Annotated in this window: 13 protein-coding genes; 6 read left to right on the top strand and 7 right to left on the bottom strand. The window is 62.9% G+C overall.

Annotated features, from left to right (window positions below):
* From CWS39_RS13350 to CWS39_RS13365, 4 genes are all read right to left on the bottom strand, one after another.
* Window positions 1-730, bottom strand: a 730-nt coding sequence (locus CWS39_RS13350) for a 5'-nucleotidase (RefSeq protein ID WP_102143408.1), incomplete at its 3' end; no start/stop codon positions are given.
* A complete protein-coding gene (locus tag CWS39_RS13355) occupies window positions 714-1,919 on the bottom strand; it encodes a restriction endonuclease subunit S (RefSeq protein ID WP_102143409.1) in 1,206 nt (401 codons plus the stop codon). The genes CWS39_RS13355 and CWS39_RS13350, both read right to left, overlap by 17 nt.
* Entirely contained in the window at window positions 1,916-3,541 is a 1,626-nt protein-coding gene (locus CWS39_RS13360; protein ID WP_102143410.1) for a class I SAM-dependent DNA methyltransferase, read from the bottom strand. The genes CWS39_RS13355 and CWS39_RS13360 overlap by 4 nt, the downstream gene beginning before the upstream one ends.
* An 11-nt stretch (window positions 3,542-3,552) precedes the next feature.
* Window positions 3,553-5,529 carry a hypothetical protein gene (locus CWS39_RS13365; RefSeq protein ID WP_233213502.1) on the bottom strand — a complete coding sequence of 659 codons (1,977 nt, stop codon included), beginning with the start codon at window positions 5,527-5,529 and terminating at the stop codon, window positions 3,553-3,555.
* Window positions 5,530-5,597: 68 nt separating this feature from the next.
* On the opposite strand from CWS39_RS13365, the gene CWS39_RS13370 reads away from it, so the two are divergent.
* The 6 genes from CWS39_RS13370 to CWS39_RS13400 all read left to right on the top strand — a co-directional run bounded on the left by CWS39_RS13370 (window position 5,598) and on the right by CWS39_RS13400 (window position 10,176).
* Window positions 5,598-6,998 carry a Fis family transcriptional regulator gene (locus tag CWS39_RS13370; protein WP_102143526.1) on the top strand — a complete coding sequence of 467 codons (1,401 nt, stop codon included), beginning with the start codon at window positions 5,598-5,600 and terminating at the stop codon, window positions 6,996-6,998.
* 204 nt (window positions 6,999-7,202) lie between these two features.
* On the top strand, window positions 7,203-7,487 hold the full coding sequence (locus CWS39_RS13375; protein WP_102143412.1) for a type VII secretion target: 285 nt from the start codon (window positions 7,203-7,205) through the stop codon (window positions 7,485-7,487).
* Between the two features lie 3 nt (window positions 7,488-7,490).
* Window positions 7,491-8,720: an amidase domain-containing protein gene (locus tag CWS39_RS13380; RefSeq protein ID WP_102143413.1), complete on the top strand. Its 1,230-nt coding sequence runs from the start codon at window positions 7,491-7,493 to the stop codon at window positions 8,718-8,720.
* A 29-nt stretch (window positions 8,721-8,749) separates the two neighbouring features.
* On the top strand, window positions 8,750-9,208 hold the full coding sequence (locus CWS39_RS13385; RefSeq protein ID WP_142386843.1) for a hypothetical protein: 459 nt from the start codon (window positions 8,750-8,752) through the stop codon (window positions 9,206-9,208).
* A 31-nt stretch (window positions 9,209-9,239) separates the two neighbouring features.
* Window positions 9,240-9,725: a hypothetical protein gene (locus tag CWS39_RS13390; protein WP_142386844.1), complete on the top strand. Its 486-nt coding sequence runs from the start codon at window positions 9,240-9,242 to the stop codon at window positions 9,723-9,725.
* A gap of 178 nt (window positions 9,726-9,903) precedes the next feature.
* A complete protein-coding gene (locus CWS39_RS13400) occupies window positions 9,904-10,176 on the top strand; it encodes a hypothetical protein (protein WP_142386845.1) in 273 nt (90 codons plus the stop codon).
* On the opposite strand, the gene CWS39_RS13405 is transcribed toward CWS39_RS13400, so the two are convergent.
* From CWS39_RS13405 to CWS39_RS13415, 3 genes are read right to left on the bottom strand one after another with little or no spacing between them, the layout of a single operon-like run.
* Window positions 10,170-11,384: a winged helix-turn-helix domain-containing protein gene (locus tag CWS39_RS13405; protein WP_102143418.1), complete on the bottom strand. Its 1,215-nt coding sequence runs from the start codon at window positions 11,382-11,384 to the stop codon at window positions 10,170-10,172. The genes CWS39_RS13400 and CWS39_RS13405 overlap by 7 nt on opposite strands.
* Window positions 11,381-11,863, bottom strand: a complete 483-nt coding sequence (locus tag CWS39_RS13410; protein ID WP_102143419.1) for a dihydrofolate reductase — start codon at window positions 11,861-11,863, stop codon at window positions 11,381-11,383. The genes CWS39_RS13405 and CWS39_RS13410 overlap by 4 nt, the downstream gene beginning before the upstream one ends.
* Window positions 11,860-12,660 carry a thymidylate synthase gene (locus tag CWS39_RS13415; protein ID WP_102143420.1) on the bottom strand — a complete coding sequence of 267 codons (801 nt, stop codon included), beginning with the start codon at window positions 12,658-12,660 and terminating at the stop codon, window positions 11,860-11,862. The genes CWS39_RS13410 and CWS39_RS13415 overlap by 4 nt, the downstream gene beginning before the upstream one ends.
* Between the last annotated feature and the right edge of the window lie 5 nt (window positions 12,661-12,665).

A 12,665-nucleotide genomic window follows, 5' to 3' on the forward strand; every position in this document is an offset into this window, starting at 1 on the left:
AGGGGGCGGGTGCCTCAACCCAGGTTGGCAGAGAGGGCAATCGCGGTTCGTAAGACGGATCATCCGACTTACGTTGGTCCTCAATCGTCTGAATGCGGTTGAGATCCTCAAGCAGTGGCTTCAGGAGACCTGGATCAAGCGGGACGTCCCTATTAGAGGACTCGTGTTCTAAATAGTGCTCCAGCTCTTCGGACTCTGTGTAGACACGTTCTGACGCGTCGCTTGCTAGAACACCGTCGAAGTCAAACGCGACTCGAAGCGACAAATCATCGGGATCATAGGTAGCAGATGACGGTAGTACATGGCCGGCTGGTAAACCCGCAGCGATAGCGGTATCTACATCCGACCGATTGCCTGACAGGAACAGCGACATGCTGAACGCATTAATGTAATCGTAGGGGGCCCGCCCCTGGGTGAAGACAGCACGGCTGATCGGCAAGTCATGTGCCTGCACTGAACGCATCACCCTGAGCCCAGTCATCGGGTCGTTGTGCGACAGAATGATCACCTCGACTAGCGGATCACCAGGCCTTAGGTCGTTTAGGCTGAGCAAGCGCTGAATGAATGGGAAAGCCACGCCAGCGTTCAAGGTGTTGTCGATACGCTCGTCTTGATAGGCCCGATACTTGGCCTCGCCATGCTCGCGGAAGTACGCATCCGATTCTGCTAGGTCGAAAAGCGCGCTTGACGCAACGCCAACTACGAGCCGATCGTCAAGTTGGTAGGCCATCTAGACCACGCTCCCAAACGACATCATCCGCACTTCGAACTGTGATCTTCCCCGACATGAGGAGCGGCAAGAGATCATCCCGCGTAGCGGCCAAGCTAAGGTTCTCCTGCTCTGCAGCAAGTGCACGCAGCCACAATCCACTCATAACCGCTTCGATACGACCGACTTCCTCGTTGTTAGGGATCGTCACGGCCTCATCAAGGTGATGACGCTGAATGTGTCCCATAGTGGTCGCCTTGTCGCTAGCAATCGCCTTGAAATCACCAAGTTTTGCACGGAGCGCCTGATTCACTAGCCAAACCGGATATCCAGCATTCGGAACAACTTTGAAGATGTGTTGGTTGACAATCGCCTCTGGCCGGAACCAACGCGCGACGGTCAGCGACCCCGACCAAGCGAATAGGAGATCTCCGGGCCGAACTAGGTGCTCGTCTGAGACATCGATATCGCTGTAGACGGTCGACCTGCCGATACCCGAGTTTAGCTCTGCGATTCGCACTACCACTCGGCCATGCCCAGACGCCCCTTTCGTGAATGCTTTGCCGTTCACGAAGGACGCCAGCGCTGAGAGCGGGACGCACTGTCCTTCTAGCGTCGACCGCTGCCACAGCAGCTCGGCCAATTCGTCGGCGGCTGCACGAATGCGCTCATTCGCTGCGATCTTGTCATCGAGGGCACTGAGCACCTTGGCAATGGCTCGCTGCTCTTCAATCTCCGGAAGATCAATTGTCATTGAGCGCTGGTCAGACAAGCTGACGTACGGGGCCATATCTGTCTGGCCTTTGAGTACATCGAGTTGCCTTGTGAAGTTGGCAGAACCCATAACGTACCGAAGGAATCGTTGGTCTAGCACGTTCCGGTCAAGCGAGCGCCAGAAGGTCGTCTGTGGTGAGCACACAAAATCCGGCGCGTCGACGGGCGCGACGGCGATGCGTCCAACCGTTCCCTTGTGCGAGAGAATAACGTCGCCTGGGGCGCCGATACCTTTGCGGATACGCGCCCTGGCGGTGGCATTGATCTTGCCCGCACCCGAAAAGTCCACGACCCCACTGGACATATCAGCCGCACGAATGAACGGAACTCCTACTGCTACGAACTCATCGGGGCGCGGGCGGTACTCCCCATGATTGCCGTCTTCGACGAGCAACACCCCTTGCGCGACAAGGTCCGCAACAACGTGCTCGGTCATGACAGCTGCTCCAGTTGCCGTCGCACAACCTTCTCTAATCGCGCCGACTCGTCGAATGCTTCCAGCAGTTCCTTGGTCAATCGCGCGATCTTCTCGTCGATCGGCTCGCCGTCGTCCTCAACGTCAGGCGAGCCGACATATCGGCCCGGCGTCAGCGCATAATCGGCAGCCTTGATCTCCGCTAGTGTCGCCGACTTGCAGAAGCCCGGAATGTCTTCGTAAGTAAGGCCTTTCGCAGCCGCAGATCTCGAACCACGCCATGCGTGGTACGTGTCGCCGATCCGCACGATCTCCTCGTCCGTCAGCGCACGCTCGGCCCGGTCCACCATGTAACCCAGTTCGCGTGCGTCGATGAAAAGGACTTGGCCCGACCGGTCGATCGAACCCTGCTTCCCTGCCGTCTTGTCTTTGGCAAAGAACCATAGGCACACCGGGATTCCCGTGCTACGGAACAACTGAGTGGGCAAGGCCACCATGCACGACACCAGATCGGCCTCAACGATCTGAGCGCGAATCTCGCCCTCTCCGTTTGAGTTCGACGACATCGAACCGTTGGCCATGACTACGCCGGCCTTTCCCCCCGGCGCCAACTTCGAGATGATGTGCTGAATCCACGCGTAGTTCGCGTTGTTGGCAGGCGGGACGCCGAAGCGCCAGCGTGGATCCTCCTCATTGCGCGACCAGTGCTTGATGTTGAACGGCGGATTGGCCATCACATAGTCCATGTGCACGTCAGCGTGCTGGTCGCGCGCGAACGTGTCGCCCCACCGCGCGCCGAGGCCCTTGTTGTCGATGCCGTGAATGGCGAGGTTCATCTTCGCCATTCGCCAAGTTTCCTCGATGCTTTCCTGGCCGTAGATCGAGATGTCCTTCGGGTCGCCGTCGTGCTCGAAAATAAACTTCTCGGTCTGAACGAACATGCCGCCCGACCCGCAGCACGGGTCGTACACCCGACCCCGCGACGGTTCCAGCACCTCGACGATCACCTTCACCACACTGGGCGGCGTAAAGAACTCCCCACCCCTCTTGCCTTCTGCGCGAGCGAAATTCCCGAGGAAGTACTCATAGACCTCGCCCATGAGATCACGGGCCCGGTGCTCACCTTGTCGACTAAAACGGGCGCTGTTGAACAAGTCGATCAGTTCGCCGAGCCGGCGTTGGTCGATGTTGTCCTTGTTGTACAACCGCGGCAGCGTTCCAACGAGCGTGGGGTTCGCTTTCATGACCGCGTCCATAGCCTCGTCGATGAGCTGACCGATGTTCTTTTCGAGCTCACGTCCGCCTGCGGGCTTACCTTTCGCGTGCTCCGCCAAGAACTTCCAGCGCGCATTGGACGGCACCACGAATACGCCGTAGCCGTGGTACTCCTCTGGATCGTCGATCAGATCCTCGATCTGCGACTCGTCCATGCCTTCGGCTTCCAGCTCGGCGCGTATCGCCGCACGCCGCTCGTCATACGCGTCCGAGACGTACTTGAGAAAGACCAGACCTAGAATTACGTCTTTGTACTGGCTGGCCGACAGCGAGCCGCGCAACTTGTCGGCCGCCTTCCAGAGCGTGTCCTTGAGCTCTTTCATCGTCGACGGCGCCTGCGGCTCCTGCTGCTTCTTCCTCGGAGGCATTTCGTCCCTTTCTATTTCACGGCCGCGACGACGCCGGGCGTGGTCGGTTCGGTATCCAAAGTCAGGGCGCCGGCGGCGACCCCGTCGATCAGAGCCTTCTTCAGTTCTTGTGCAGCGACGAGCCTTCGTCGCGTTTCACGTTCGAACTCATGTGTGCGAACCAGCGCCTCTTCGAGCCGTCTGGCTTCATCGCGCCGCATGACCGGCACACTCCATGTCTTCCATTCGCTTCCGGCCGTGGCAATTTCATTGATCACCGTCGCGAGAACCATCGGCCCAATCTCTGCCGACTCGCGGAGCCGGATGATCCGCGCGGGAGATGCGACCATAGCGCCGCCGACCACATCCACCCACGCTTGAGGACGCGGCTTCTCGATGAAGATCACGTCACCGGGGTCGGTACGGGCCGCGCGAGGATATTTGCGCACGGCGTCGAACGGGTCGAAAGCAATCGTCCCCACGATGTCATTCGGCAACACTGGAACCGTGCCATCCAGCGATGCATCAGCGATGTCAATTCTGCTGCCGCGCTTCACGATCAAGTGCTTGCGCTCATGAAGCTCACCCAGAGACCTGTACGTCAACTGATGGGGGCCCAGCGACGGTGCCACCAACACGTCAAGTGGGGCCAGCGGTGAGCTGGTGGTCAGGGTCGCAGCGTGCACCCGATCCAGGTGGGCCTTCGAATCGGGCTCACGCAGCCTCGGCGCACGGACTCCACGCGGTACCACCGATCCCGAGACAAGCACGTCCGCCAGCTCGATGCGCCGCGCATAGCGAAAGGCGCGACGTTCGGTCTGCGCCAGCGCGCCGGCAACATCAGCCGCGAGGTCGTTGGGCTCTAGATCGTCGACTGCACCGAGGTCGGCCACCCACGGACGTCGCGCGTTGGCACCACCGAGGCACAGCCACACCGCGAGGCTCTGGCGGTGTGCCTCGCGCCAAAGGCCGCGTGGAAGCCGAATTGCCGCAACCAAATTGCCCACGCGCAACGTCGCCGCCCGCCGTTGCTGCAGGGTTCCCGCCAGCTCGTCGGACAACACGGCGGCGGGACCCAGCAGCAGCGCCACGTCCCCGGGGCTCAACTCCAAGACAACGTCTTCGGCGCGATCAAGCGCGTCGGCCAGATCCAGGCCGACAAGCGATGACACCGAGATGCGTGGCCGCGCGGTTGATTCCCGGACGGCAACACCGCGGATAACCGCTCTGCGGCGGAGCGCCCGGGCGCTTGACACGATTTCGAGCCCACACGTGGCGGCGACATCGATCCACACAGGTGAATCGTCGGCGCATAGAACAACTGGCATCTGATGGAGATGAGTGGCGGCGGCGTCAACGATCCAACCGAGCAGCTCCACCGCACCGACGGTTAGGTCTCTGGCCTGAAGCTCGCGCTTGAGGCGCCCACGCTCGAGTCGCGCCAGGGCGTCGGGTGGGCCGAACGACGCTTCCACCAGATCGTCGACATAGGCGAGCACCGCATCGGACGCCCGCAAACCGCGGATCTCAGTCAGCAGCGATTCATCGTCCGGGTCGAACTCCTCGGCCCGGCGAACGCGATCGACCAATGACGTGCCCGCGAGTTCTTCGCCAGTGAGGACGTGCCAACACAACAGCGTCACCACGTCCTCCAGCGCGGCGCCCTCTGGAACTGCCACCGCCGGCGCGTCGTAGCTGTGCTCCGGATTGTTCCCGCGCCCGGTGCGGGCCAACCACTCAACGACATCATTACGTGAGAACCGCTCGAAGCCGTTCACGATCTCCACCGGGTCCGGAAATGGCATCGACACGCCGCGCACAATCGGGCGCTTTCTCCACATGCTGACGACAGGTCGGCGTACCTTTGCAAGGTCCGCGACGTCCTGCAACGTCAGCGTGTTCACTAGGCCTCCTTCCAGGCGTTGATCAACGGTAAGCCCAACTGCCCTTCGAAGCAATGGCATGCACTGATAAGCCCCCTTATCAGTGATATAGGTTGATTTGTTCACAACTCGGGCAGATGCTGCGTGCATCGCGCTTCCGCATCCCGCGGCAGCCACGCACCCAGGAGGCACAAATGCCCGATAACAATCGACAGGCCCATTTCGACGACTCCCTGACCGGAGTGGTGATCGAACGACTCACCGTGCGCGACAAGGACGTTGCACGCGAAGCGCAGCGCTGGAGCACTGGTGAGCGCGGTCCCATCGTGGACGATCCCGAGGTCTTGGGCGCCGCGGACCTCAGCGCATTCGTCACGGAAGCCGTCAAGATCGGCTCCCATGCACTGTCTGCAGCCGGCCAGGCCCAGGACGCGCGAGCGCTGGAACGGATGATGAAAGATCTCGGCGAAAAGGCCGCCGATACCAGCACCAAGGCCGTCGAGGTCACCGAACGCGCGGTCAAGTCCGCTTCGGACGCGGTAGCCAAGGCGTCGGAGGACGCCAAGAAGGCCATCACGGACGCCGATAAGGCCACCCGCAAGGAGCTCCAGGACTCCACAAAGACGGTGGTGAGTGAGATCCGCCGGCTCTTCGGCGGCCAACACCCCGAGGTGGTGGAGCGCATGGTCCCGGTGCTCCAGAGGTTCGGAGCCGATCTGGACGCCAAGGCCAAGACGACGTTCAGCGAGTTGCACGACAAGACGGTCAAGCAGTTCGACCCGAGCGATCCGACCTCGCCGATCGCCAAGCACACCGCTGCGCTCGATGCACAGCAGCAGAAGCTCACCAAGCTGATCGCCGAGAACCACACCGACCTGACGAAGAAGGTCGACGAGGTGGTCGTCGCCTTGAGGGTTCAGGACGCAAAGAGAACCATCACTACCCGCAGCCCCGAGAAGGGGTTCGAGTACGAGGACGCGATGGGTGCCCTCCTCCAGGACATCGCGGCCGGCCTGGGTGACGAGTACACCGACACCCGCAACACGGCCGGCGTCATCTCACGCTGCCAAAAGGGCGACGGCGTTCTGACCGTCGATGGCGGCAAGACGCAGGTAGTAGTCGAGATGACCGACTCGGCCGACCGCAAATGGGGTCCCTACTTCGACGAGGCCGAACGCAACCGCGAAGCCAACGCCTCGCTCGGGATCGTTCCAACCCCGGAGCAGAACGGTGGCCAGTCCATCCGTGTCCTGGGCACCAGGCGAATCGTGCTGGCCTTCGACCCGCATACGGACGATCACGCGCTGCTGCGCACGGTTGTCATGCTGCTCCGCGCCAGTGCGCTGACGGCATCGAGCCGCCGTGGCGCCGAGGAAATCGCCACCGCCGAGGAGAAGATCGACGCCGCGATCGCAGAGTTGAACAAGATCGACAAGGTGAAGAAGCTCGCCAGCTCGATCCAGAAGAACGCCAACAAGATCGAGACCGACTGCACGGGCATCAACGCCGGGATCCAACGACTGCTGACCGACGCACTCACGGCGCTGTCCGAGGTTCCTGGGGACGAACCCCACGAGCCGGCCGTCGCGTCGTGATCTGACTTGTCGGACCGCTGCTCTTTTACTGTCCTCTTCCCCCGACACCGGGTGGCGGGTGCGGAACTCAAAACCCCGCCCCCGTCACTCGGTCCACCTCACTGCACATTTCCCCGCATAGAGGTCAGTTCGACCGCGGTAAAGTTTGCCGCGGCGCCCACCGTTCCGGGCGCGACGGCGTTCGGCTCAAGGAGGGGTGAGCCCTTGGATAAGGACTTGCGGGTTACCGTCGATGGTCTTTTTGCGCTGGCTGGCCGCTGCGAGACCCTCGCGGGCAGATTGGCCAGCACCACCCCGCGGGCCAACGACGGATCAGCCGAGCAGGCCAGCGCGGCGGCGGCAGTCGCGGCCCGCACCCGCGCCAGCGCGGCCGGCGCGGCGCTGGCGGCGTGGACTCAGGCGACGGCATCCACCCTCACTGCCGCCGCGGGCGCCTACGAGCGCACCGACACCGACTCGGCCGCCGACTTAGGCACAACGGTGACCTAACCGATGGCACTCGTCGGGGCGCTGCCCACCCTGGCATGGGTCGAGACATTCACTACTGCGCACCTGCGCGAGCTGGCTGCCGATTTCCCCCGCACCGCGGACCTATGGGAGCAGTCGTTCACCGAGCTGGCCGCCGACATACTGCGCCCCGGCGGCACCGAGTGGACCGGCCCGGCCGCCGAGACGGCCCAAGACAGCACCGACACAGCCGCGTTCACCGCCCGCGGGAAGGCCAACCAGCTACGCGACGCCGCCGGGATCGCCACGTTCGGCGCTGATCAACTCGACGGCCTGCACGCCAAGACCCTCGCCGCCCTCGCCGAAACCCGCGCCGACGGGTTTCAGGTCGGCGAGGACTTGTCGGTCACCGACACCCAACGCCACCCCTGGGGCACCAGCGCGTATGAGGCGCGGCTCGCCGCCGCCCGGGAACACGGCGAAACCATCCAGTCTCATGCCAGCCAACTCCTGACACTCGACAACGAATACGGCCGCAAGCTGCTCGCCGCCACCGAAGGACTCGACACACTCACCCTCGACACCCCCAGCGGTGACACACCACCGGCCAACGCACACAACGGAATACAACTCGTCGACAACGAAGAAAGGCTGGCGCCTCCTCCGCTTCTCCCCGGACCGCCGTTATCTGAGAACCGGCGCGCCGCCGTCGAGTACGCCGAGAAATGGGCAGACAGCTTCAACCCTGACTATGAGAAGCTCGGTGGCGGCGCTGAAGATTGCACGAACTTCGCCTCACAAGTCATGCGCGCTGGCGGGTTCGGCGATGTCGGAAACGGAACTGACGACTGGCGTCGCGGCGACAGCGACGACTGGTACTACCAGAATGGCGGTCTGAATGTCCCGGGCAACACGTCGTCGAAGACATGGACCCTCGCGAAGGAGAATCACAATTTCGTCACGCAGCATTCGGGCCGAGGCGAAATCGTTGGAGCGGTCGCCACGCCGGCGCGTGAGGGGTTGGATCCGTTAGCTCCATCGCGTGCGGGGCTAATACCGGGCGATTTGATCTATTACAAAGACGAACGAGGCCAGATCAACCACGTCGCCGTCTACGTAGGACAGACCATGCAGGATGGGGTACTGACTGACGTGATCAACCAGCATTCCGGAACCGACAATGTGCACAACGACTGGATGCCGGGTCCAGGCGGAGAGTACATTGCGCCGTTCGCTCAGGCCGAGTTTGTTCATTTGAGATACCCGGGTGAATGAGGATGCACGCTCGTCGGATTCGATGGATCGTGGTAGTCGCGTCCTTCCTTGTCGTCATTGCCCTCATCGCTGCCGGCGCGTGGTGGCTTCTCTCGGTAACGTCCGATGACGGCCCCGGTTTGGGCAAATTCGGACCGCAGGAACAGCGAGAGAAGGCCGAGGAACTTGTCGCTGGCCTTAATACAGGAGATGTAGGAAAGGTGCCGGTAGCCCGCGACAGCTGGTCTGCGGAGGCTGAGACGGCTCAGAACCGAACGATCGAAGCCGCCATGCCGTCGCCCGGATGCCGGTACACACTGATATCGGTGGTTGATCGCGGTGAACAAGGCGTCGAGCGGGTCCCGGGAGCGACATCCGAAACGCGGACGTACCGTTTCGACATGGTTGTTGACGAACAGTGCCCCACCCAACAGCCTCGCCAGCGGACGATCGGCGTGATCGCCGCTGCCAACATGGGGTATTGGAACCCAATGGCGTTTGTGACGTGACGTTCAGCTCTGGGCTGCCCATTCGAGATCCGTGCAACTAATTGTGCTGCGCGGCCTGAGAATTCGACACTCTATCGTCGCTATCGCTGTGCTCCTCCTCGCGATGTCGGGCGCATGCCACTCGTCGACTCATGACGGCCCGTTCATGGGTGATTTCGGGCCGGAGGTTCAACGGGAAAAGGCAGAATCACTGGTTGCTGGCCTGAACACGCGCGACGTTAGCAAGGTTCCCCTCCACTACTACGGTGGCTCATACCCAGCTGCCGAGGCAGCACGCGATCAGACCACCAAGGCGGCCATGCCGGCGCCTGGTTGCCAATACACGCTCGTGATCGTCATAGACAGAGGCGAGCAGGGGCCACAACGGGCACCCTGGCTACTGCAGGAGGTTTCGACCTACCGCTTCGACATGGTCGTCGACGAAATGTGCCCTGGCAGCCCACCTCGACCTCGCACAATCGGCGTCATCGCCATCGCCGACATGAGCTACTGGGACCCGGTGGCCTTCGTGACATAGGACTATGCCGCAAGGCATCCGGCCCTAGCGACGTCATCCCCTCCCGCGAACGATCGGGGCGATCGCCGTGGCCCAAAAGGTCACGGTGTCCACCGTCATTTGCGACATGAACCTGCCGCCGCCATACTGCAATCCGAGGAGGCGGAGATATGGCGACACGCGAAGATATGGCCTCTCGATGACCCCACCAAGCGGTTCCGAGGACCCGGCAGCGATGGTAGCCGCGATGTGCACCGAACGCGCGGCCAGCAATGTCCTTACGGAGAAGCTGGAGGCGCATCAGCAAGAGAAGCGCGAGGCGTTTGTGGCGGTTCGTCGTCAATTCGCGTTGCTTCGAAGCGAACTCGCTGATCATCGGACCGAGATGCGCGCCGACTTCCGCAGAATTCATGAGCAACTCGCCGAGATCAAAGGCCTGATCATCAACAGTCGTGGCGGGCACGCTCAATAGCCGCGGTTCTGCACGGCAAGTCGCAACGCGCTCGCCAGATCCCCTCGGTCGCCTACCGTCACCTCGCCCAGCCCCAGCCACGACGCCATCGATTCCAATTCGGCAGCCAGCCCAGCAGCCACCTGCGACGGCTTCTCGTCGGGTTCAACGAACGCGCCAACAACATGCAGCGCGCCATCGGTGCGTTTGAGATCCACCCGACCGACAAGCCGACCGTCGAGCAGGAAAGGCCATACGTAGTAACCGAATTGGCGCTTCGGCGCCGGCGTGTAGATCTCGATGCGGTAGTGGAAATTGAACAGCCGCTGCACCCGTGGCCGGAAAAAGATCAACGGATCAAACGGGCACAGCAGCGCCGTACCGCGGTCATGTCGCGGAATCGTCTGCCCCGCACGCAGATACGCCGGCGCAGTCCACCCGTCGACCTCCACCGGCTCCAGCTCCCCATCGGCCACCAGCTTCGCGATCGCCGGCTTGACCTGCTTGGCCGACAACCGGAAATAGTCACGAATGTCGGCCTCGGTGCCCACCCCCAGCGCCGTCGCGGCCCGCAATGCCAGTTCCCGCACGGCTTCGTCGTCGTCGACCTCGTGCGCCACCACTTCCGGCGGCAGCACTCGTTCCGTGAGGTCGTAATGCCGGGCGAACCCGACGCGGGTGGCCGTCGTCAGCACCCCGGACGCGAACAACGCCTCGGTCACCCATTTGGTGTCGCTGCGGTCCCACCACGGGCCCTTTTTGCCGCGCCGTTCACCACCCAAGTGTGCCTCGATCTGCCCGGCCGTCGACGGTCCGAGCTCGGCCACCGCGGCGACGATATCGTCGGCCAGCTGCGGGTTCTTCTTGACGATCTGGGTGCCCCACCGCCCGTGCCGGTACTCCCGCATCCGCCACCGCAGCAGCGGCCAATCATCGACGGCCATCAGCGCGGCCTCGTGCGCCCAGTACTCGACCAGCAAGCGCGGCGATCGCGCGGTGTGCTCCCAGGCGGCACGATCCAGGACATCGCGGTTGTAGGGCCCCAGCCGGCTGAACACAGGCGCATAGTGGGCTCGCACCGCTACAGAGACCGAATCCAATTGCAGCACTTGGATTCTGGAGATGAGACGACGCAGGTGTGCGCGGGTGACCGGGCCGCGCGGCTTCGGTTCGGCCAATCCCTGCGCGGCGACGGCGATACGGCGGGCCTGGACCGGGGTGAGCTTCATGCGCGCAGGTAGCTGTGGAACCGGTAGCGCAGCCCGGAGCTGCTGGTCAGCCAGTCCCCCGTGCGGCCCACCCAGGTCTCATCGAGCACCGGCGCCACCGCGTCGCCGTCTTCGCGCGGCAGGTCGATGTCGACCTGGGTGACTTCGCAGCGGGTCGCGATCGGCAGCGCGAGCGCATAGATCTGTTCACCGCCGATCACCCACGTCTCGTCGTCGGTCATTGCGTCTTGAAGTGTGGTCACCACTTCTGCCCCGTCGGCCATGTAGTCAGTTTGCCGGGTCAGTACGACATTTCTGCGTCCCGGCAGCGGGCGCACCTTCGCGGGCAGCGATTCCCACGTCAACCGCCCCATCACGACCGTGTGGCCCATGGTGAGCTCTTTGAAACGGGCCTGGTCCTCCGGCAGCCGCCACGGGATGCCGCCGTCGCGGCCGATGACCCCGGAGGTCGACTGGGCCCAAATCAGACCAACCGTCATACCGCGACGGGGGCTTTGATCGCCGGATGCGGGTCGTAGTTCTTGATGACGATGTCGTCGTACGTGTAGTCGAAGATCGAATCACGCCGCGCCAGAACAAGTTCCGGATATGGACGTGGCTCACGGCTGAGCTGGAGCTTGACCTGTTCGACGTGGTTGTCGTAGATATGGCAGTCGCCGCCGGTCCAGATGAACTCGCCGACCCCGAGCCCGGCCTGGGCCGCCATCATGTGGGTCAGCAGCGCGTAGCTGGCGATGTTGAACGGCACGCCGAGGAACAGGTCGGCGCTGCGTTGATACAGCTGACAAGACAGCCTGCCCTCGGCGACATAGAACTGGAACAGCAGGTGGCACGGCGGCAGCGCCATCTGCGGGATCTCGCCGACGTTCCACGCCGACACGATGTTGCGCCGCGAGTCCGGGTCGGTCTTGAGCAGGTGCAGCGCATTGCTGATCTGGTCGATGTGCTCGCCCGACGGGGTCGGCCAGGACCGCCACTGCGCCCCGTACACCGGGCCGAGATCGCCTGTCTCCGAAGCCCATTCGTCCCAAATGGTGACACCGTGCTCATGCAGCCAGCCGATGTTGGAATCGCCGCGCAGAAACCACAGCAACTCGTAGATCACCGACTTGGTGTGCACCTTCTTGGTGGTGATCAGCGGGAATCCCGCCGTCAGGTCGTAGCGCATCTGGTGGCCGAACAGGCTGCGGGTGCCGGTGCCGGTGCGGTCGGATTTGGGTGTGCCACGCTCGAGCACCAGGCGCAGCAGGTCTTCGTACGGGGTCGCGATCGGCACGCCAC

Source organism: Mycobacterium hubeiense (assembly GCF_002838065.1).
Taxonomy (GTDB): domain Bacteria; phylum Actinomycetota; class Actinomycetes; order Mycobacteriales; family Mycobacteriaceae; genus Mycobacterium; species Mycobacterium hubeiense.